This is a genomic window from Bradyrhizobium sp. BLXBL-03, assembly GCF_051853015.1.
GTDB classification, from domain to species: domain Bacteria; phylum Pseudomonadota; class Alphaproteobacteria; order Rhizobiales; family Xanthobacteraceae; genus Bradyrhizobium; species Bradyrhizobium manausense.
The window spans coordinates 6,617,753-6,638,259 of sequence record NZ_CP182470.1; the positions used below are offsets into that span (position 1 = coordinate 6,617,753).

A 20,507-nucleotide genomic window follows, 5' to 3' on the forward strand; every position below is an offset into this window, starting at 1 on the left:
CATTGCTCGCATGGCGCGCGACTGCGCTAAAAGGCTCCGACGTTCCAGGGATGATCGCTCGGTCGCGAAAGAACCGGAATTGCGGGATAGATTACGACGCGGTCCGGCCTATCGATTGCACCGAAACTCGTGGTGCTGCAGAGCGCGGGGACAGACGGGCACATCGCCGATAAGTTGAGCGCACGACCGATTGTCGCAGCACTCCCAGAGGCGGGAGCGTAGCCGTTTGCAGGCGTGTAGCCCTCGGCCGCGGCTTTCGCCTTATTTTGAAGGACATTGCCGCCTTGGTCATTGAGAAAGCAGCTCGCCGCGGAGCGGCATCCTATGCCAGCGGCAACACTCGAGTATCCGACGAGGTGGTTGTTTCCGAAATAGACCGAGCCCGACCATGAGGGCGTAGTGCTGTTGGCAGCGTTGAAATTAAGATGGCAGGGCGATTCGAAGGTGTTGTTGTAGATGTGGGAGGTGGCGACGCCGGCGCCGGCCCTAAAGCCCGGCGGGTTCTGCATCAGGCAGTTGATTGGATTGCCAATATCATAAAACACATTGTTGAAGACATATAAAATCGATGCTTGCAGCCAGACCGTCACTCCCTCAGCGGTATGCCGAACGACGTTGTTATAGAAATATGTCGTTCCCTGCTCGAGCCCTCCGAGAGATTCCACAACATTGCCGTGGGCAAAATGCCGCTCAACCGGGTTGTACATATACTCAAAGAGATTCTCGTGAACATGGGTCAGGTTCGAACACACAGCTCCGTTGGAGACGTGACGAAAAACATTGCCATGCACATCATAGCACTCGGCGTAAATCGCGAAACCGCTGGACTTCCCCGGCGTTGTCCCCAAGGACGAATCCGATCCATCAAAGACATTCGATGCAACAACGTTGCCCGTTGTTCCGCTTCCCGCACCCGAAATCATGTAGTGAGTATCGTTGCCGGCATGCGTCGTCATCGTCCAACCGTGAAAGTATGAGTTCGAAACGGTGATGTAGGAGCCGCTGCGAAAAATCGAAGCTCCGCGCGGGGTCCCACCCCAGCACTTTCCCGTAAATTCGAAGCCGTCAAAATCGACGTACCGCACGTTCTCGAGACTTACGCCGGTTATGTCCGAATCGTCGTAGCTGCAGCTTTCCGGCCGCTCCGTACTCGAGGGATTGTCCATGTGCAGGATCGGACGCGCCCAGGACGAACCGCTGAACCAGGTGTTGTCCACTCCTATGTAGACGTGATCCGTGGTCATCCCACTCCAAGTCCACGTCCAGGGCATTCCGCGAACCTTACCTACAGACGTATGCCACGTGTCGCCGCCCCGAAAAATGAAGCGATCGCCGGGTTTCGGAGTCGCCGCCGAACAAGCGGCGTTGCAATCCGGCATACCCGGCGCATGCTGCCAGGGATTATCCTTGTCGGTGCCGCCGTTCAGATCGGAGCCCTCGGCGGAGATATAGTAGGTGCTTCCGCGCGCGCTCATCGTCGTGATGGAACTCAGCAGGCCCATGAAGCTGATCAGAGCAAGCCTGCTTGCAAGGCCAAATCGGTCCATTATCGAGGCCGCGCAGTTGGTTCTCAGAGCAGGCGACGATAAAGGACGCCCTCACTCAATTGGCTCGTCAACCCGAGCGGTGAAAGGATCGACAAACGACGGCTCGCCAATTTGTATCGAGGATGGCTTGTCCTGCGGCTCCTTCTCGATCACCACCATCGCATTGTAGAAGTGCACCGCATCAACGAACCGATGCGCGTCAGGCAGGCGCTGCGGCTTCGTGTGCCACCATTTGTGCATGTCGTCGACGAGGTCCTTCATCTGCTCCAAAAAGGTCGAGCGACGGCGCCAACCTCCCTCGTAACGTCCACGCCAGTAGTTGGTCTGCAGGTCCTCGACAATATAGACACCGCGCGCCGAGATCAGCGGGAACAGGGCTTCAAAGCTTGCTCGCTGGTGCGGCACCCAGTGGCTTCCATCGTCGAGTACGATATCGATGCCGCCCATTTCGGCAACCACGGACCGCAGAAATTGCACATCGTTTTGTGAGCCAATTCGCACGTTGATCGAGGGCGGGTCGTCCACGACGGAGCAGCGTGGATCGACATCAATCCCGAAGATCGTGGCGTTCGGTCCGAAGTACTTGCTCCAGATCTGCAGCGATCCGCCATGGCTGACGCCGATCTCGAGGAATTTCACGGAAGTTCCGCGAAATCTTTCCAAATGACGATCGTAAATGCGATGATAGTGGTGCCATTTGTGGGCGAGCCGCCCAGTATGACTGTAGAAGAGCTGCTCCATGCTCTCGCCCGAGCCGTGTCGCGGCGACGGATTTAGGTGCTTCACGTAAGGCCAAACATTCTCCGGCGAGGGAGCAAGACGATCCAACCCGACTCTCGCCAGCGCCTGACGGTAATTGTGGATCACCAGATCCTGTAAGGTCACGTACCCTCCTACGATCTATTTAATTCAAATATAATTATACCAGTTGAAACTAATGGATCAAGATATTAATATCAAATCGTCATTTAATTCATTAGTCCCCGGAGGGGTGGCATCGTCGGGCTCATGCGAGAATCAAACGCGAGGCGGGAACCTCCGCGATGCATCCCCACACTGAATCAACTCCGACCAGCACAAACGCGACTGTGCGACAGCGGCGGGAGCGAGCTCGGATTTAGAGTCAGTGGACAAGTTTTCCTGTTCTTACGCGTGCTGAGCGGAGCGCATTGGTCGGCAGCTTCTGTTCATCGCGCGCAGGTATACGTCTCATGAAACTTGGATTCGAAATCGGCCCATGGACCCGGCGTTTGTCGTTGGCTGCGGCAGCCCCGCTGGTCGGATTCTCATCCCGGTTCTTTCGAACGATCCTGCTGTCACATTTTCTTGCCCCAGCAGAACTCGGCATAGCGATCGCAATCGCTGTCGTGATTACGACTTCGGAGATGATCTCCGAGGTTGGCTTGAATCATGTGGTGCTTGTCAGATCGGGGCCAGAGGCTCGCGAGTTCCTGGCAGCAGCGCATGGGCTACAGCTCCTGCGAGGGCTGGTGATCTCGATCCCTCTCGCCTCGTTTTGCGTTCCGCTGAGTGCAATGTTCGGCGTGCCCCAATTCTGGAGAAGCTTCCTGCTTGCCGCGTTCATTCCATTAGTACGGTCGCTCTATCATTTGGGCGTCTATCAAATCCAGAGGGACTACGAATATCGCCCCCAAGCCCTTTCGGTTTGCCTGAGCAGCATAGCGGGGTTTGCTATCGTGATCCTAGCGGTGCCCTGGGTGCCGGACCATCGGATCATTCTGATATCGTTGGCCGGGGAAGCATTCTTGCTGGTCGTCTTGAGCCATTTGCTTTCTCCCTTTGACTACGAGTGGCGTGCCCCTCCGCGGTTTATTCGGGAGGTGCTTAAGTATGGTTTACCGCTGACCGCGAACGGAATTGCGCTGGCGTTAATAAGCCAGGCGGACCGGCTCCTTGTGGCCGGCAAACTCGGCGTGGAGTCGCTTGCGGTGTACGCGGTCGTGGTCGGTCTCGCGCAGACCCCGATATCGCCGATGTTCGAAATTTTCGGCACCCTTGGAATGTCGATGATGGTGCGTAGTCAGGGCACGCCGGAGCGGCAGCTTGCTTCGTTCACCTGGTTGCTGTGGCTCTTTTCACTTCTTGCCTTCGCTTATGCTGCTGCGGTCGGCCTGACGCTCGATTTCTTGGCCCCGCTCATCTACGGCAGCCACTACTCCGTCCCGCCATCATGGCGCGTTCTCATTACGGGAATCGTGTTCCTCTCGACGTATCGCGGAGCTCATACCATACTTTTGCTGAGCTTAGGTGAGACGGCGAAACTCGCGTTCGCAAATGCCACCGTCGGCCTCGGCGTCGTTGCTGGCGCGCTTCTGGTTGTGACGCACCCCGCCCCGGAGTCGATTCTGGCCGGAAGACTGTTCGGCGATGTCATTTCCATTGCTGTCTTTCACTGGGTCGCCTTCACGAGCTTGAGATCTTCCGGACGCATCATTCTCCAGTGCATGGTTTTCAGCTTGGCCTCGGCCAGCTTATTCGGCCTTATGATCTGGTCCGCGCCCAGCCCAACCTGGACAACGCGCATGCTATTCTCCGCAACCTGTCTGCTGCCCATGTCCGTGCTGCTCTGGCGCGCATACGCGTCGTGGAGGACGAGACAACGGTCGTTCTTGGCCGGCGCGCTCGCGCCCTAGTCGACGCGGGTCCGTGCCGCATCGATCGAACAGAGTAAACATTGCGGGTATCTCCGGAAACCCGCGAAAGGAAGGAGCGACGAAATGCGGTCGATGTTACCGGGTCCATGTAACGGATTTGCGCTGCTGAATGCGGAGCCGGTCGGCATTACAGATACAGTTGGAGTGTCGTGTGATTGACGCAGATCCGTTTCGAGTGGCAATCCTGATCGTCAGCTTTCGCAATCCGGAAGACGTACAAGCCTGTCTAGCCGCCCTCGCCCAGTTGACCGAAGAACCTCGTTTCGACGTCTTCATATGTGAAAATGGCGGCCCCGGCGCGTTCCGCGACCTGTGTGAGAGACTGGTGGCCCCTCAGGGGGCCTGCACGCCGATTTCGGGCGAGTTGGCACAAGATGCCTTGATCACCCCATCGGGACGGTTGTCCGAGGTCAAACGCTTGGCCCTGAAGAGTCGAGACGCGCGCGTATGGTTGGGCTGCGCTGCGGAGAATCTCGGCTACGCTGGGGGGCTCAACATTTGGATCGACCGGCTGCTATCAAGCGCGGGCTGGGCCGGAATCTGGGTCTTGAATCCGGACTCCGAGCCTCATCCTCGCGCTTTGCAAGCTCTCACAGATCGCGCCGTCGCCGGCCGCAAAGGCATGGTCGGCAGTACCATCGTGTCATCTGCTGACCACAACTACGTCTATTGCCGCGCCGGTCACCGCTGGCGCAAGTTACGAACAAGCCTTGCTTTTATCGGGCTGGGGGAAGAGGCGGGTGCATCGGTGGATCTCAGCTCGATCGAGGGCGATCTAGACTGCATCGCAGGTGGATCTATGTATGTCACGCGAGCCTGTCTCGAAAAAATTGGCAGAATGGACGAGCGATTCTTCCTGTATTACGAGGATGCGGACTGGTCCATGCGCGCCAAGCGATACGGGTTAGGGTATGCGCCGGACTCGATCGTACCTCATAAGGGCGGCACGACGATCGGGTCGGCCCGTCTGCGTGCCGAGAGATCTCGGCTTTCCGTCTATCTCGAAAGCCGGAACAACCTTCATTTCGTTCGCATGCACTGGCATCGGTATTTTCCGTTGGGACTCCTCTTTGGCTGCGCCTACGCAATCACCTATCTCTTTGCCATGTCCTCTAAGAATTTCAGAGCTGCTGCAGAGGGACTATTGGCTGGAATTAGGGGCGAGACAGGCCGGCCAAAGTTTCACGGTTGAGTGAGGGTCCTTCAAACAGGGGCTCACCGCGCTTGGACTTCGATTTTTGAGACCGGCCTACGGAAGGCCCATCGGAACGCGTTCATCAAGAGAGAAGCATAGCTAGACCATTCGTACGCGCCATTGAATTTCAGATAGAACTCGATTGGACTATCCGACAGATCGACCTTCGTGCGTCCGCGCAAGAACTCGGAGCCAGCGGGATCAACTTCCTGAGGTTTGATCGAATACGCGACCTGATAGCCTGCTGCGCGGCACGTCGCCAGGGCGGACGCGTTATAGTCACCATAAGGAAACGAAAACTCGAGAATCTCCCGCCCGCTCAATTCAGCCAATTGCTGGCGCGAGTCGGCGATTTCTGTTCTCGCTCGCTCGGCATCTAATGCGGAAATAGGAGGATGGGTCATGCTGTGAGACCCGAGCGAGACAAGAGAGGCCGGGAGCGCCTTCAAATCGTCCGACGACATCACCAACTCGGAAACTTTTGGTCCAGCAGCGGAGGGGCGTGCCAAGGCGTCTTCCTCCATTGCCCATCCAGGCGGTCGCCCTAACCACGCCACCGGGACGAATATTGTCGCAGGAAAGGAATGTTTGACTAGCTCTGGAAGTGCATTTTCAGCAACACTGGTGAACGCGTCGTCGAACGTTATCGCAACGCATTTCTTTCCCGGAGGGAGTTTCCCCCTGTACGATGTCGGGATTACCCGCGCCGCGCGGTGAAGCGTCTCCATCTGACGCGCAAAGGCGGTCCGCTCTCCAGGGAGGACACCATGATAATACAGGATCGTAAGCCGCTGCGCGCTCGATCGTCCTGCAAGGCGGAGCAAGCACCGCAAAATGCTTCGGAAGACGTAGTAAACCAGACTTATAGCAATCTTTAGCTCTCGCTTAGCTCGCGGCATCCTCACTCCGCACCAGTGCTCTTCCTGCTATCGTCAATCGCACCTTCGCTGACCTGATCGTACCAACGTTCAGGGCCGCTCAGCACCGCCCTGCGCCGGCTCACTCCTGGCGATCTACGGCGCCTCTTGATGAAGTTCGTGATCAGCAACGACGGCGCAGCTTCCGTCGGGTCGGAAAAACCGCCCCCGTCCGGCGAGTTCCTTCCACCAGCCATTGCCGCCGCCAGAACGACGCAAGCTCACGACGCCAAAACGCCAAGCGCTCTTGTCCCCCTCGTACGGCTTGTCGGAAAGCAGGTCTTGATATCGTGGCACTGCCCACGTGTGATCCAACACCTGCCACTCGCCGAGTTTTCCTCCCAACCACGCATCAAAGTGATCCTTGATCTGCGTTCCCGGAGGATTCGGAAACAGCGAGTTGATGTGGGCGACCCCATCCCTCTCCAATCTTGTCGGAAGGGCTTCAACAACTCTCCTCAAAAGGTCGGTGCCATCAATGCCGCCGCTCCAGAAATTGTCGCCTGCTCTGGCTGCGGTGTCGGGGGCATAGGGGACATTGGCGATCAGGAGGTCGCATGACCCATCGATCGAATCGAGCAGGTCGCTCAGAACAAAATCAATGTTTTTGCTCCCGTTCAGCTGCGCGTTGAAATTGGAGAAAGCAATCGCACGAGAGCTGACGTCTGCGCCGACCACCTGCGAGCAGTGATCACTGGCAAGAATCGCGTGCACCCCCGAACCGGTCCCGAGATCAATGCCGCGCCTGCGCACTTTCCGGTCGACGAAGCCTCCTAAAATGAAACTCTCCCCCCAAAGCCACATAACCTGGTTGATGGCCGTGTTTTTCGCCGCCTGATCGGTGACGATGTATTTCCCGAAACATGGGAACAGGCATAGGTTCGCGCTCAGCAAATGGCCCCGTTCTTCAACCAGCCTCATTTCAAGGGCCGTATCTACGAACGAGGCTGAAATCTGGCGGGCCAGGAGATCCGCCCTTACCGGGTGACCGTCGATGAACAGCGTAATCAGGTTATCGATCGGGTCATCCGGCTGAGGCTTCCAGTTCGATCTCATCCTCTCCCAAAAATTTACGCCCAGCCGCGGGAACACGCCGAGGCGTGCAGCGCATTTCGCGAGGTCGTATCCGCAGCTCCGTAGCGCGCTGACGAAGTCGGACATCTGCTCATCCCTGGCCGGGATCACGGGCAACCCGACCTCGCGAGAAATGGTCGGCAGGAGCGGTGGTGCGGGTTCTTCTGGCGCAGCCGGATTGCCATTCGACTGCCGCAACAGGGCCAAGAGCTGGTCCTTTTGGTTAACCAAGCTCGCCCGCATTTCGGCATCAAGTGCGCCAGCTGGAGCACTGCACTTGAGCTGATCGTGTTCGATCCAGAGTTTCACATCGCGTTGCCGGAGGGCGGACAAGAGCGCAACAGTTTCCGTCATAGCGTGAACTCCTCACGTTGGCCTAACGTGGCCTGCGCCCCGGGGCCTCCGCGCGCAAGCGCGAGCACGTCGATCATTTCCGCGATTCCCGCGATCGTCGGCCTCTCGAACAGGCTCGCGAGACTGAGTTCGACGCTAAAGGCCCCGCGAATTTTTGCGACCAGAGCAGTGGCAGTCAACGAATCTGCCCCGAGGTCGAAGAAATCGTCGTGAATACCAATTCCATCGACCTTCAGCAGCTCGCTCCAGATCTCCGCGACCGTCTCCTCGCTCCTGCTCCTGGGTGCTCCACCCTTTCCTGCCGCCAGGCTTTCTCTCGATGGCACAGGCAGGGCCTTGCGATCCACTTTTCCATTTGGTGTAAGCGGAAGCGAGTCAAGGAATACAAACTGGGCAGGAATCATATACTCCGGCAACGTGTCCTTCAGAAATGCCCGAAGCTCGTCACCACTTGATGTTTTTGAATCGTGCGGGACAACATACGCGACTAAAATCTTTCTTCCCGGCTCGTCCTCCCGCGCAACAACTGTGCATGACTGAACACGGCGATGAGATGCAAGGGCTGCCTCGATCTCGCCAAGCTCTATTCGATAGCCACGGATCTTAACCTGATCGTCCACGCGCCCGAGATATTCAAGCATGCCGTCTTTGCGGTAGCGGGCGAGGTCTCCTGTTTTGTATAGGCGTGCTTCAGGGTCACGGCTGAACGGATCTGCCAGGAAACGTTCTGCCGTCAGTTCAGGCCTGTTCAGGTACCCGAGCGCTACACCTGCACCGCCGATATATAGTTCACCGGTTGCCCCAGGAGGGACCGGCTCCAAGCTCGCATCCAAGACGTACAACTGGGTATTTGCGATGGGTCGCCCTATAGGTACAGATCCCGTACTGGGATCTCCGCGTTGCACCTCATAGACACAGCAACCTACGACCGTTTCAGTCGGACCATACTCGTTGATCAGTCTCGTATCAGGCGCAGCATCGCGCCAAAACTGCAGAGTTTCGGCCAGCAGATTTTCACCTCCGATCACGAAAGCTCGTGAAAAGTTCGCGGCCTCGCTGCGATCGATCTGACGGCTCAGCAGTTCCAGGTGCGCCGGCGTGATCTTAACAAGTCCGCGATCCCCCGATCTGAGCAGCGCAGCCACCAAGCTCTGCGCTGCAACGTCCTCGGAAAGCAGCTCGACGGACCCACCCGCCAGAAGGGGCGTGTACAGACTGGTCACTGTGAGGTCGAAAGAGATAGAACTGTGAAGGGGCACCGAACTCCCGGGCCCGACCTCGTAGGCCTTGATTGCCCACCAGAGGTAATTGACCAGGCCGCGGTGAAGGATCATGGCCCCTTTGGGCTTGCCGGTCGAGCCGGAGGTATACATCACGTAAGCAAGGTTCGTTGGAGCCGTGATGGGCGAGGGATTCTCGCGCGGCTCTCGGGACAGCATCGGCCAATCGGAATCAAGGCAGATCAGCCTGGTGGCCGCCGCCTCGAAGAGCCGCCGATGCTTCTCCTCGGTGAGTAGGATGGGCGTTTGCGAGTCTTCGATCATGAACGCAAGTCGCTCGAGCGGGTAACTCGGATCGAGGGGCACGTAGGCTCCCCCGGCCTTCCAGACTGCGAGCAGCGCGACGACCATTTGCGGAGAGCGGTCGAAACACACCCCAACCAGCACGTCTGGCCCAACCCCACTTCGACGCAAGTGATGAGCCACTTTATTGGCGCGCTCGTTCAGCTCCTGATAGCTGATCTGCACACGGCCATGCTCCAATGCGATCGCCGCCGGTTCACGACTGACTTGCTGTTCGAACAGTTCGTGTGCGCAGACCTGCGGGAACTCGGCCCGCGTGTTGTTGTTGACGAGATGGTCCAATTGCCATCCTGCAGCCTTCGTCGCCCCGTGCACCCGGACCTCGCTCAGCGTCGTCATAAAGAGCTCCCTACGATTTCCTTCATGATCTCATTCGATCCGGCGTAGATTTTTTGGATGCGGCTATCGACCCACATCCGCGCAATCGGATATTCCTGCATGTAGCCATAACCGCCGTGCAACTGCACACACTCGTCGATCACTCGACATTGGCATTCGGTGAGCCAGTACTTCACCATCGCCGCAGTGATCGAGTCGAGCCGGCCCGCGATGAACTGCTGAATGCACTTGTCCACGAAGATCCGACCGATGTGCACGTCGGTCTTGCACTCTGCGAGCTTGAACCTCGTGTTCTGCAGATCGATGAGCGGCTTGCCGAATGCGTTGCGCTCCTTCACGTAGCGCGTCGTTAGGTCCACCGCGCTCTCCGCGGCGGCGACCGCGCTCACTGCGATTGACAACCGCTCGTAGGAGAGCTGATCCATCATCTGGAACAATCCCCTACCCTCACTCGGACCGAGCAAATTTCGGGCCGGCACGCGCACATCATCGAAGAACAGCTCGGTCGTGTCCTGTGAATGTCGACCTATCTTGTGCAGCGAACGTCCGACCCGATAACCTGCCAAATCGTTGGTTTCCAACACGAGCAAAGAGAGTGCCCTTGGCCCCGGCGCCGCCCCCCCTGTCCGGACGGCCAGGCAGAGAAGGTTCGTCTGCGAGCCATTCGTGATGAACGTCTTGGAGCCATTGACGATGTACTCATCTCCTTGCCTGCGGGCCGTTGTCTTAATTGCCTGAACATCAGATCCCGCATTGGGCTCCGTCATCCCAATTGCGCCGATCAGCTCGCCGGCGGCCATACCCGGCAGCCAACGGCGCCTCTGCTCCTCGTTACCGTAAGCAAGGATGTAGTGCGCGACGATACTCTGAACACCAAAGCCCGAATGAATTCCTGCCCGGGCGAGCTCCTCGATGACAACCGCCTCGTGAGCAAACGTCCCACCAGCCCCGCCGTACTCCTCCGGTACGTCTGGGAGCAGCAGGCCGACCCTGCCTGCCTTGCGCCATGCTTCCCGATCGGGCCGCCCCTGCTCATCCCACTGGGCCTGGCGCGAGAGAAACTCCTTTGCAATGAACTCGCGCGCCGTCTTCCTGAAGACCCGCGTATCATCGGTGGTCCAGGGCGCTTCGCAGTTCATCAGAGCCACTTCTCTTCCGCGCAGCTTTTGGTCGGGATCCGCGGATCGCCACGATATCGGTCAGGCCATTTTGCGAGTCCGGATTCTGCTTCGATGGCAAGCATGCCCACCGAGCGCTCCGATCGCCCGGAAGCCAACCGCGGCCGAAATGATGGCTGTATTAAATTCATATTTAAACGCCCAATGCACTTCGCGCCGAGAACTCAACGGAAATACCAAAAAAGCATCGCCATTATTAATCTGACACAGATATAATAATTCGCAAGTATTTTCTTTCATGGATTTAATTGCCATATATTAAATTTTAAAGTAACAATGCCGCTTGCTGACTCGAGTGGAGAGAAGCGGCTGGAGGGCCGAGGCGGAGGACGCACTTTAGTGGTCAACGCCTGCGCGAGAGGTTGGTTGTAATGGATGCTGCCGCACTGCTGTCGACGCTTCGATCCCGAGACGTGAAGCTGTGGATTGAGAATGCCCAGCTCAGGTGCAGCGCGCCGGTGGGGGCGCTCGACCTCGCATTGCGCGAAGCGCTGAAGGGCCGTAAGGACGAGATAATCGCCTTGCTGCGCCAGGCGGAGGCGCTGCAGAGCGGACCTGTCTCCATTGTTCCGATTAAGCCAGAGGGAAGTAGGGCGCCGATTTTCGCTGTATCCGGTCACGCTGGCGATGTCTTTTGTCTTTTGCCATTGGCACGCCACCTGGATGCTGCGCAGCCGGTTATCGGCGTTCAGCCACCAGGGCTCGACGGGACCGAACCTTTGCATTCCATCGAAGCGCTGGCGCGCTATGAGATCGAGCAGATACGCCGGTATCAGCCTCACGGCCCCTATCGAATTGCGGGCCACTGTGCTGGCGGGACCCTTGCATTCGAGGTTGCACAACAGCTCGTCGCCGCGGGGCATGAGGTCTCCCTCCTCGCGCTCATCGGCAGCCCATTTCCCGCGGTGTTCGGGCGCACCTCACTGCTGTGGGTTCGCCTTGCCGGCTATGCGACTGCGCTGGCGCCCGCAGAGTTCTTACGCAGACTGCGGCAACGACTGGAGCGGCAGCGGGCCCAAGCACTCATGGACCCCGCTGCACGAAGGGCGAGAGAACGGGTCGAAAGCGCCACCGTAGCGGCGGTCCGCAAATACGCGCCGCGCCCTTATCCCGGTCATGTCGACCTATTTGTCACGGGCGACAAGTGGCACCGATCCCACCAATGGGGACGATTTGCCCGAAGCCTGCGCGAGCATCACGTTGGCGACTACCCCGTCAATGACCTCTTGCTCGGACCCAAAGTCAGCCTCCTTGCTGCTTCGGTTCAACGAAGGCTAGATCAACTTCAGAATTAGCATTGCATAATCTTTTTCACGCCGCGGATCCGGTCTTCGAGCAATCGATTTTTTCCAAGCAATAGGACAAACATCGTGTGCGGCTTTGTCGGACTTTTCGAATTTAAGGAATCGCTGGAATTTGCGCGCGCCCGCGCCCTCGATATGGCCAAGACCATCCGACATCGGGGCCCAGACTGGAGTGGAGTTTACGTAAACGATCGCGCGGTGCTTGCTCACGAGCGACTTTCAATCGTCGATGTCGACCACGGCGCGCAGCCCCTCATCGATTCAAGTGCCCGCCGCGTGCTCGCCGTGAATGGGGAGATCTACAACCACCTCGCGTTGCGTCAAGAGCTGAAGCGCGCCCACCCGTGGACGACGAATTCAGATTGCGAAATCATTCTGTACCTATACGACGAATATGGGCCTGCCGTATGCAAAATGTTAAGTGGCATCTTCGCGTTTGCATTGTTTGACGAAAGGCAGAATGAATTTTTCATTGCCCGAGATCATCTCGGCATTGTTCCTCTCTATATAGGATGGGGCATCGACGGAACGAGCTACGTCGCAAGCGAAATGAAGGCGCTGGATGACGTATGCGAAACGATCCAAGAGTTCCCACCGGGCCACTATTACACAAGTCGCGATAGACAGTTCGTGAAGTGGTACGATCCCGAGTGGGCACACACGGTCCCCGCGCGAAAGGTCTCTTTACCGGCCCTGCGAGCTGCTCTTGACTCCGCAGTCAAACAGCAGCTGATGTGCGATGTCCCGTATGGCGTGCTCATATCAGGTGGCTTGGATTCGTCGCTAATCGCCGCAATCGTCGCGCAGCATCGCTTCAAGAGAATTGAAACAGGAGAAGTCGAGGAGGCATGGTGGCCGCGGCTCCACTCGTTCTCGGTCGGCCTCGAAGGGGCTCCGGACATGCAGTATGCACGGAAGGTGGCGGCGCACATTGGTACCGTGCATCACGAGATCATCTTCACGATCGAGGAGGGCCTCGATGCCCTCAAGGACGTTATCCGCCATCTCGAAACCTTTGATGTCACATCGATCCGCGCGGCCACTCCGATGTACCTGATGGCCCGCAGGATAAAATCGATGGGAATCAAGATGGTCCTCTCGGGGGAAGGCGCCGACGAAGTGTTCGGGGGGTACCTGTATTTTCACATGGCCCCGACCGCCGAGGAGTTCCACCAGGAAACGGTACGCAAGCTATTCGCGCTCAGCAAATATGATTGTTGTCGCGCCAACAAGGCCACGGCAGCGTGGGGGGTGGAGACACGCGTACCGTTCCTGGATAAGGATTTTCTGGATTACGCAATGTCCATAGACCCCGCCGACAAGATGTGTCCGGGCAAAAGAATTGAAAAGTACATACTACGGGAGGCATTTCGGGATCTCCTCCCGGAAGACGTCCTGTGGCGCCAGAAGGAGCAGTTCTCGGACGGAGTCGGGTACAACTGGATTGATTGCCTGAAGCAACAGGCGGCGCAAACAGTCACCGATGAGATGCTGGCCCAGGCCGCGGATCGCTTTCCGAAGCAAACGCCGACCTCGAAGGAGGGATATCTCTATAGAATGATCTTTGACACCATCTTCAAGAACCCGACGGCTTGTTTGACTGTACCTGTCGGGCCGTCCATTGCGTGTTCGAGCCCCGCTGCGTTCCGCTGGTCGCAGGAATTCACAAAAATGGATGATCCATCCGGCAGAGCCGTCAAGGGGATCCACGTGTGTGCCATCGATGCCATCTGAGCAGCGCCAGAACGCGCAGCGATACTCTCGACAGATCACGGCAGGCGGTTAGCGGGAGTTACGAGGCCAACTCGGATCTGTGACGATCTGCCGCGAGTCCACGCTCGAGCCGCCACCATTTCACCAGTTCGGCAAGGCCCTTTTCGAGCGACATGGACGCACGGAAGTCCAGTAACCGCTCCGCCTTCCCAGTTGAAGCGCACCAACGCGGCACAGGGCTGGCGCAACGCTCGCGAGCGAACTCTGGGGCCAGTCCGCGACGCCCCATTATCTCTACGAGCACCTCCGCGAGTTGCGTTAGGCTGGTCTCCGTGCCGCTCCCCACATTGAATACCTCGTCGGTGACATGAGCCTTGGCCGCAAGTATGTTGGCGCGGCCAACGTCACGTACGTGCACAAAATCCATCGTCTGCTGACCATCGCCGAAGATGATAGGAGGCCATCCCGCCTCAATTCGCTCCATCCAACGAATCAGCATTTCAGTGTAGCGGCCGTGAATGCCCATTCGACTGCCATAGACGTTGAAGTATCGGAGCGCGACGTAGTCCAGACCATACATCTCGTTATAGGCGCGCAACAATCCCTCGCTAAAAGCCTTCCCCGCACCATGAAGAGTACGGTTCCGGTAAGGCGCTTCACGCTCCGTGGTTGGCAGTTCCTCTGCCGAGCCGTACACGGAAGCTGAAGAGGCCGCTATGACCTTCTCGACGTCGTGCTTCACACAAAGCTCAAGCAGCTCGAACGTGCCACTTACCATGACCTCCATGAAGAGGCGCGGCTCCGCAGCACAACGGGCATTGCGTAATGCGGCCTGGTGAAAGACTATGTCAGTCGACTTGGTCAACGCGGCCATCAGCTTGATATCACGCACGTCGCCATGTACCACCCGCACCGGCCCTCGAGTCAGCGCTCTGCGCAGGTTCTCCGGTCGACCCGTTAGCATGTTGTCGAGTGCCACGATCTCGATGCAGCCCTCCTCGCACAGCAGATCGACGATATGCGATCCGATGAAGCCGGAAGCGCCCGTGACGAGAATGCGCTTGCCCTTCAGATCACTCAACGCCACTCTCCTTTAGTCTGCAACTAGGCATCTAAAACATCCTAAGCCCGAGGTGTTCGCGACCCTCGCTTTGCAAGCCTTGGCGGTTTTCTCGATGATTACCAAGGTATCGGGACAAGCCATTGACATGAAGCGGGTCCATCTCGGTGATCAACATCGGAGGGACTACGCCCTCATCGGCATATCCTGCCAAATGCCGCGCGTATCGATGACGTCAAGATGACGGCGTTCAGCTAAGGGGACCATCTTGAATTCATCGTGATCGACAAGAATGATGGCCACCTCACAGCTTCGTAGCGCTTCGTCGATACTCACAAAGCCGACCCGGCAATCAGCCAATTCCGGTGGCAACCGTCGAAGATTTGGCTCGACCACCTTTATGCGCGAACCATACTTTCCCGCTAGATGTGAAACTATTTCCAGCGCCGGGCTCTCGCGCAAGTCGTCGACATTGGCTTTGAAGGTCAAGCCACAGCAGGCGATGTGGGCGTAAGAATTCTCCTCGATCAGCGCCTCCGCACGCTCGATGATCGTGCGCGTCTTGGTCTTGTTCACTTCGCGGCTCATCCGCATGATACGCGCCAGATCGGGTGCAGAGTCGATTATGAACCAGGGGTCCACCGCAATGCAGTGCCCTCCCACGCCTGGGCCAGGCCGTAGCACGTTCACTCGCGGGTGGCGATTTGCAATGTCGATCACCTCCCACACGTTGATCTCCAACCTATCGCAAATCAACGAAAGCTCGTTTGCGAACGCGATGTTGGTGTCGCGGAAGGCATTTTCCGTTAGCTTCACCAGCTCAGCCGCCCGCGCCGTCGTGCCGACGCAAGCACCACGAACAAACATCTTATAGAAGCGTTGGGCGCGGCGTGTGCACGCCGGGGTGATGCCGCCAATGCAACGGTCATTGTTGGCAAGCTCGGTCAAGATGCGTCCCGGCAACACGCGCTCCGGACAATACGCGACGTAGATCGCGCCGTTCTCCTTGCCGTTGGTGCCGATGTGCAGGTCTGGCCTCCGTTCACCAATCCGTTTTGCGATTGCTTCAGTCGTTCCGATCGGAGAGGTGGACTCGAGGATTACTAGATTACCAGGTGTAAGTAGGTCGACGATGCTCTCGATGGCAGCATCCACGCTTGATAGATCCGGACGATTTTCTCCGTCAATTGGCGTCGGCACTGCGATGATGAAAACGTCGGCCGGTTGGGGCTTGCAGGAGGTCGCGAGCGCTCCACTCGAGACGACCTTCGAAACCAGCCCGTCCAAGTCGGGCTCAGCAATGTGGATCTTACCGGATCCGACGGTGTCCACGATGCGCTCGTTGGTATCAACTCCAACGACCCGTAAACCGCGGCTCGCGATCAGCGCAGCGGTCGGCAGTCCAATATAGCCGAGACCAAGAACTGCGACTTTGGCAAATTCAGGCATCGAGTAGAACCTTCACGATTCGCTCGCTCGCATGACCATCCCCGAATGGATTGTGAGAGCGCGCCATTGATGCATAAATTTCATCGTCATCCAGCAGACGGAATGTTTCGCCCACAATTCGCTCGTGGCTCGCGCCGACAAGGCGGGCGGTTCCTGCCTCAATGCCTTCCGGCCTCTCGGTCGTGTCACGCATGACGAGCACCGGCTTTCCGAACGTCGGCGCCTCTTCTTGCACGCCACCAGAATCGGTTAGGACGAGATATGACAGTGATAGCAGACTGACAAAGTCGGTGTATTCCTGAGGGGAAATGAGCACGACGCGCGGGTGATTGGAGAACCTGCTAACGAACACGTCCCTAACGTTTGGATTCGGGTGAACAGGCAGAACCACCGCAACATCCTCTCGTGCAAGGATTGTCTCCAATGCAGCTACGATGTTGAGAACTCCGCCTCCGAAATTCTCACGCCGATGACACGTGACCAGGATAATACGGCGGTTTCCGTGGCACTGCCTAATCCCGTTCCATCGCGCCGAAAGCGCGGGATCGCCTTCAACCCTGGCCTTCGCAAGGATCAGCGCATCAACGACAGTGTTGCCTGTCACATGAATCCGGTTTGTCGGGATATTCTCGGATCGCAAGGCCTGCGCGGCCCGCTCGGTCGGCGCAAAATGTTGGTCCGCAATCGAGCCAACAATTTTTCGGTTCACCTCCTCGGGCCATGGGGCGAAGATATCTCCACTTCTTAATCCAGCCTCGACATGCGAGACGGGAATTCTGTGGTAGTAAGCAGAAAGCGCTCCCGTCATCGCAGTCGCCGTATCGCCCTGAACGATGACCCTTGTGGGCCTGACTTTCTCGAGCATGTCCCCGATCTGAGCCAATAACCGGGCCGTGAGATGATCGAGGGTCTGGTTGCTTGTCATTATGTCCAGATCGAAATCCGGTATCACTTCGGCCAACTTGAGAACCTGATCGAGCAACTGCCGGTGCTGAGCCGTCGCGCAGACGGTGATCGCGACGTCCTTTCTGTTTTCGGACTTCAGTCGATTGATCACTGGAAAGAGTTTGATCGCCTCCGGCCGGGTCCCCAGCAGGATCAGGAAATGCTTCTGCATCTCATCCTCCGACTTGGCTGGGCGGGAGTGCTCCTTGTACGGTCGATCGCATGATCATCGCCTGCGCTAGCATGGCCGCAAACAGAGTATTGGTCCTTGCGTAACGCCACCACATGCGCCGGGGCTCCTGATAGATCCGATACAGCCACTCAAGGCCGAGCTGCTGGATGAGAACCGGTGCTCGTCGTACCACGCCGGAAAGAATATCAAACGCGCCACCGACCCCCATAATGTAGGGTACGCCGAGTTCGTCGCGGTGAGCCGCGAGAAATCGCTCTTTGCGCGGCGTGGGCATTCCAATAAAAAGGCAGTCGGCCCCGCTCGATCGGATCTTTCGGACAATCTCGCGCTCTTCGCGATCATCGAAGTAGCCATCCGTCCAACCGGCGAAGACGAGGGCAGGATGCTTGTCGCGGACGCGACGAACGGCCTGATCGAGCACGGCGGGAGTGGCTCCCAAGAAATATGGTCTAAAACCATCCTCAGCACAGACCTTCAGCAATTCGCAAAGGAGGTCCACGCCAGCCACGCGCGAGGTGACCGGAAGCCCAAGTGCTCGCGCGGCCCAGACGATTCCCATGCCGTCGATGCCGACGATGTCGCTGCTGGCCACATCCGCGGCGAGCACTGCATCGGAGCGCATGTTGACGAACTTGGCGACGTTCAGTGCGACGTGCTGCAGTCGCTTTCGTGTCCGCATGGCTTGACGCCCAAGTTCAACGGTCTCGTCCATCGTGAGAATATCAATGGGGCAATCCAGAAAAGATGCACGCATGGGAACCCCTAATCCGACTGACCTAATCAAAACATTATAGATTTAAATTTATAATGCATATAATGTCCAGTACAATTTAATATGCGAGCGATCTAAAATCAGCGAAAAAATGAGGCGGCGAATGGCCGAAAAAAAGCCGGATACAAGCGCCTGGAGTAGCGGCGCCACCCCGCCCAAGATTAAACCGACGGTCTCGGTAATTATTCCGCATTTAAATCAAGCTGAGGCGCTGGAGATTTGCCTCTGCAGCCTCGATCGCCAGCTGCTGGACCGCGACAAGTTTGAGGTCATTGTGGTCGATAACGGTTCCGCAACAGTTCCGATCGAAGCCATTGCCAGGCACCCAGGCGCAACACTGCTCCGCGAGATCACCCCGGGCCCAGGACCTGCACGCAACACCGGCGTGGAATTGGCGAGAGGCGAAATCCTTGCATTCATCGACGCCGATTGCAGGGCAGACCCGAATTGGCTGAGCAGCATTGTCGACGCACTGACCGTGTCTCCGCCTGGCACGATCTTGGGAGGAGACGTTCGGATCTGGCACCCGGCAGAAACTGCCGTCAGCGCTATCGCCGCATATGAAAGTGTGTTTGCCTACCGGTTCAAACTATATATTGAACGGCACGGCTACTCCGGGACAGGCAACATGGCGGTCTTTCGTCGCGACTTCGAGCGCGTGGGCCGCTTCGCGGGAGTCGACGTTGCTGAAGACATGGAATGGGGACAGCGTGCGGTTTGCGCCGGCCTTCGTTTTCAATACACCCCAGGTATGATCGTCTATCACCCCGCACGCAATTCCCTGCAGGAATTGTACGCCAAATGGGATCGGCAAATTGCTCACTATCGAAACATGAGAGAACGAGATCCGGCATGGCGACTGCGCTGGATTGCACAGGCGCTGCTGGTATTAGCCTCCCCCGCATCGGGCGTCGTCACCATCATGATGAGCGACCGTCTCGCGGGTGGCGCGGCCCGCCTCAAGGCGACCGCCGTTCTCTGCGCGGTGAGAACGCATCGCGCCATTGCGATGTTTGCACAGCTGCGCAGCAGACGGTCTGTGATTTGGAACCGCTAGATCGTATCTCGTTCCACGGAGATATCGCTAAACGCCTGATCTTGCGTAAGCTCGCGCATGTCGACACGTTGACCAAACGACCACAAGATCCAGCCAAGTTCGTAGCTGCGACATTCGAGGCGGAGCCGCACATCCAAATTGTCGATCAACCCCGTCTCGCGTCCCAAGTAGGCGTTCTTCAACGCGCGACACATCCTCGGAATCCTACTTGTGTATTCCCGCGCGCGAACGTGCGAGCGCACCGTCAATCCGAGTTTGGGCACAAGCATGGAGCGGCCGAGCTGATTCTGCCCGAGACCCCATTTGAAGCCGTTCGCTAGTGCCTCTCGTGCGCCTCGCACGTTGTGGCGCTCCGCCAATTCCAACAGCGCGGGGCCCATGCCAAATTGATGAACGGAATAGATTTCGTAGAAGTCGAGTACGCGGCCAGTCGTCGCATCGAAGAACCAGGGCCATTCGCCTTGGGGCCCCTGGAGGGCGATCAGCTTGCGTACGCACTTGTCGGCCAAATGAATGGCATAGCCATCTCTGACGAAATCTCCGTATTCATAGCAGCCCATGGCGAGATAAATCTGTGTCGCGAACGAAGCGAAGCGCCGCCGAAAGCCGAATGGCGTGTCAAAAAACAATCCTGATTCGCTCCGAAAGCGATGGCTGAGAAAGCGGAACAGCGGATCGGCAAATACAGCCCACTCGTTCTCACCAGCTCGCGTTTGCGCTACCACCCCTATCAGCAGCATTCCCAAATCTTGGGCCCGGAAGCTCTTCCAGCGCGTCTGATCGGTCAAGATCGCTCTCACCTTCCGCTTCACCGGCTCAGGTAGCGCGAATCCGAGCTCGGCCGCAGCCCAAAGTGCCATGCCAAAAGCATATTTCGCAACCGGAAGCCGAGTGAGCTCATCGACGTTCCGATCGAATATTTGTGCCAGATCGATATCGTCGGGAATGTCCCGTACGCGCGACATGCCAAGGAGGACGTTGAGCGTGTAAAACACGTCGCTGTGCGGGAGAGACTCATTCGGCGAAGCACGTCCATCGAGATGATAGATGTGAGACCATCTGCCCTTCTCGGAGATCCAGCATTGTCGTAGACCCCTGAGAGCATAATCAATCATGGGCGCGTTGCGCGAGACCGGTCTGTTGACCAGGTGT

16 protein-coding genes are annotated in these 20,507 nt (G+C 57.6%); 5 read left to right on the forward strand and 11 right to left on the reverse strand.

Annotated elements, in window-relative coordinates:
- Positions 1-26 precede the first annotated feature (26 nt).
- Together ACNJX9_RS31620 and ACNJX9_RS31625 are read right to left on the reverse strand one after the other, a co-directional pair.
- Positions 27-1,547 (reverse strand): hypothetical protein, encoded by a 1,521-nt coding sequence (locus ACNJX9_RS31620; protein ID WP_439405904.1) that lies wholly within the window; start codon positions 1,545-1,547, stop codon positions 27-29.
- Positions 1,548-1,598: 51 nt separating this feature from the next.
- Positions 1,599-2,432, reverse strand: coding sequence for a class I SAM-dependent methyltransferase (locus ACNJX9_RS31625; protein WP_439405906.1), 834 nt, complete (start codon positions 2,430-2,432; stop codon positions 1,599-1,601).
- Between the two features lie 326 nt (positions 2,433-2,758).
- On the opposite strand from ACNJX9_RS31625, the gene ACNJX9_RS31630 reads away from it, so the two are divergent.
- On the forward strand, positions 2,759-4,201 hold the full coding sequence (locus ACNJX9_RS31630; protein WP_439405907.1) for an oligosaccharide flippase family protein: 1,443 nt from the start codon (positions 2,759-2,761) through the stop codon (positions 4,199-4,201).
- A gap of 172 nt (positions 4,202-4,373) precedes the next feature.
- Positions 4,374-5,414, forward strand: coding sequence for a glycosyltransferase family 2 protein (locus ACNJX9_RS31635; RefSeq protein WP_439405909.1), 1,041 nt, complete (start codon positions 4,374-4,376; stop codon positions 5,412-5,414).
- A gap of 23 nt (positions 5,415-5,437) precedes the next feature.
- Here the strand turns inward: ACNJX9_RS31635 and ACNJX9_RS31640 are convergent, their stop codons facing one another.
- From ACNJX9_RS31640 to ACNJX9_RS31655, 4 genes are all read right to left on the reverse strand, one after another.
- A complete protein-coding gene (locus ACNJX9_RS31640; protein WP_439405910.1) occupies positions 5,438-6,316 on the reverse strand; it encodes a polysaccharide deacetylase family protein in 879 nt (292 codons plus the stop codon).
- A gap of 114 nt (positions 6,317-6,430) precedes the next feature.
- The gene (locus ACNJX9_RS31645) at positions 6,431-7,762 is read right to left on the reverse strand and encodes a methyltransferase (protein ID WP_439405912.1); all 1,332 of its coding nucleotides are present in this window, start codon (positions 7,760-7,762) and stop codon (positions 6,431-6,433) included.
- The gene (locus ACNJX9_RS31650; protein WP_439405913.1) at positions 7,759-9,684 is read right to left on the reverse strand and encodes a non-ribosomal peptide synthetase; all 1,926 of its coding nucleotides are present in this window, start codon (positions 9,682-9,684) and stop codon (positions 7,759-7,761) included. The genes ACNJX9_RS31645 and ACNJX9_RS31650 overlap by 4 nt, the downstream gene beginning before the upstream one ends.
- The gene (locus ACNJX9_RS31655) at positions 9,681-10,823 is read right to left on the reverse strand and encodes an acyl-CoA dehydrogenase family protein (RefSeq protein WP_439405914.1); all 1,143 of its coding nucleotides are present in this window, start codon (positions 10,821-10,823) and stop codon (positions 9,681-9,683) included. Before ACNJX9_RS31655 ends, ACNJX9_RS31650 begins: the two co-directional genes overlap by 4 nt.
- Positions 10,824-11,233: 410 nt before the next feature.
- On the opposite strand from ACNJX9_RS31655, the gene ACNJX9_RS31660 reads away from it, so the two are divergent.
- Complete coding sequence (locus tag ACNJX9_RS31660) at positions 11,234-12,157, forward strand: thioesterase domain-containing protein (RefSeq protein ID WP_439405915.1); 924 nt, start codon at positions 11,234-11,236, stop codon at positions 12,155-12,157.
- Between the two features lie 75 nt (positions 12,158-12,232).
- Complete coding sequence (gene asnB, locus ACNJX9_RS31665) at positions 12,233-13,900, forward strand: asparagine synthase B (protein WP_439405916.1); 1,668 nt, start codon at positions 12,233-12,235, stop codon at positions 13,898-13,900.
- A 58-nt stretch (positions 13,901-13,958) separates the two neighbouring features.
- Here the strand turns inward: asnB and ACNJX9_RS31670 are convergent, their stop codons facing one another.
- The 4 genes from ACNJX9_RS31670 to ACNJX9_RS31685 all read right to left on the reverse strand — a co-directional run bounded on the left by ACNJX9_RS31670 (position 13,959) and on the right by ACNJX9_RS31685 (position 18,280).
- A complete protein-coding gene (locus ACNJX9_RS31670) occupies positions 13,959-14,951 on the reverse strand; it encodes an NAD-dependent epimerase/dehydratase family protein (RefSeq protein WP_439410156.1) in 993 nt (330 codons plus the stop codon).
- Positions 14,952-15,125: 174 nt separating this feature from the next.
- Positions 15,126-16,388, reverse strand: a complete 1,263-nt coding sequence (gene wecC, locus ACNJX9_RS31675) for a UDP-N-acetyl-D-mannosamine dehydrogenase (protein ID WP_439405918.1) — start codon at positions 16,386-16,388, stop codon at positions 15,126-15,128.
- Positions 16,381-17,505 carry a non-hydrolyzing UDP-N-acetylglucosamine 2-epimerase gene (wecB, locus tag ACNJX9_RS31680; protein ID WP_439405919.1) on the reverse strand — a complete coding sequence of 375 codons (1,125 nt, stop codon included), beginning with the start codon at positions 17,503-17,505 and terminating at the stop codon, positions 16,381-16,383. The genes wecC and wecB overlap by 8 nt, the downstream gene beginning before the upstream one ends.
- Position 17,506: 1 nt before the next feature.
- On the reverse strand, positions 17,507-18,280 hold the full coding sequence (locus ACNJX9_RS31685) for a WecB/TagA/CpsF family glycosyltransferase (RefSeq protein WP_439405920.1): 774 nt from the start codon (positions 18,278-18,280) through the stop codon (positions 17,507-17,509).
- Between the two features lie 121 nt (positions 18,281-18,401).
- Here ACNJX9_RS31685 and ACNJX9_RS31690 point away from each other — a divergent pair, with 121 nt between their 5' ends.
- Positions 18,402-19,355: a glycosyltransferase gene (locus ACNJX9_RS31690; protein ID WP_439405921.1), complete on the forward strand. Its 954-nt coding sequence runs from the start codon at positions 18,402-18,404 to the stop codon at positions 19,353-19,355.
- On the opposite strand, the gene ACNJX9_RS31695 is transcribed toward ACNJX9_RS31690, so the two are convergent.
- On the reverse strand, positions 19,352-20,350 hold the full coding sequence (locus ACNJX9_RS31695; RefSeq protein WP_439405922.1) for a hypothetical protein: 999 nt from the start codon (positions 20,348-20,350) through the stop codon (positions 19,352-19,354). The two genes, ACNJX9_RS31690 and ACNJX9_RS31695, sit on opposite strands and share 4 nt — an antisense overlap.
- Positions 20,351-20,507: the final 157 nt, after the last annotated feature.

What these genes read in the sequence shown, in the direction of transcription:
- ACNJX9_RS31660 (WP_439405915.1), top strand. Translation starts at nt 11,234, where the DNA reads ATGGATGCTGCCGCACTGCTGTCGACGCTTCGATCCCGAGACGTGAAG.
- ACNJX9_RS31640 (WP_439405910.1), bottom strand. Translation starts at nt 6,316, where the DNA reads ATGCCGCGAGCTAAGCGAGAGCTAAAGATTGCTATAAGTCTGGTTTAC.
- wecB (WP_439405919.1), bottom strand. Translation starts at nt 17,505, where the DNA reads ATGCAGAAGCATTTCCTGATCCTGCTGGGGACCCGGCCGGAGGCGATC.
- ACNJX9_RS31645 (WP_439405912.1), bottom strand. Translation starts at nt 7,762, where the DNA reads ATGACGGAAACTGTTGCGCTCTTGTCCGCCCTCCGGCAACGCGATGTG.
- ACNJX9_RS31655 (WP_439405914.1), bottom strand. Translation starts at nt 10,823, where the DNA reads ATGAACTGCGAAGCGCCCTGGACCACCGATGATACGCGGGTCTTCAGG.
- ACNJX9_RS31620 (WP_439405904.1), bottom strand. Translation starts at nt 1,547, where the DNA reads ATGGACCGATTTGGCCTTGCAAGCAGGCTTGCTCTGATCAGCTTCATG.
- ACNJX9_RS31650 (WP_439405913.1), bottom strand. Translation starts at nt 9,684, where the DNA reads ATGACGACGCTGAGCGAGGTCCGGGTGCACGGGGCGACGAAGGCTGCA.
- ACNJX9_RS31690 (WP_439405921.1), top strand. Translation starts at nt 18,402, where the DNA reads ATGGCCGAAAAAAAGCCGGATACAAGCGCCTGGAGTAGCGGCGCCACC.
- ACNJX9_RS31630 (WP_439405907.1), top strand. Translation starts at nt 2,759, where the DNA reads ATGAAACTTGGATTCGAAATCGGCCCATGGACCCGGCGTTTGTCGTTG.
- wecC (WP_439405918.1), bottom strand. Translation starts at nt 16,388, where the DNA reads ATGCCTGAATTTGCCAAAGTCGCAGTTCTTGGTCTCGGCTATATTGGA.
- ACNJX9_RS31685 (WP_439405920.1), bottom strand. Translation starts at nt 18,280, where the DNA reads ATGCGTGCATCTTTTCTGGATTGCCCCATTGATATTCTCACGATGGAC.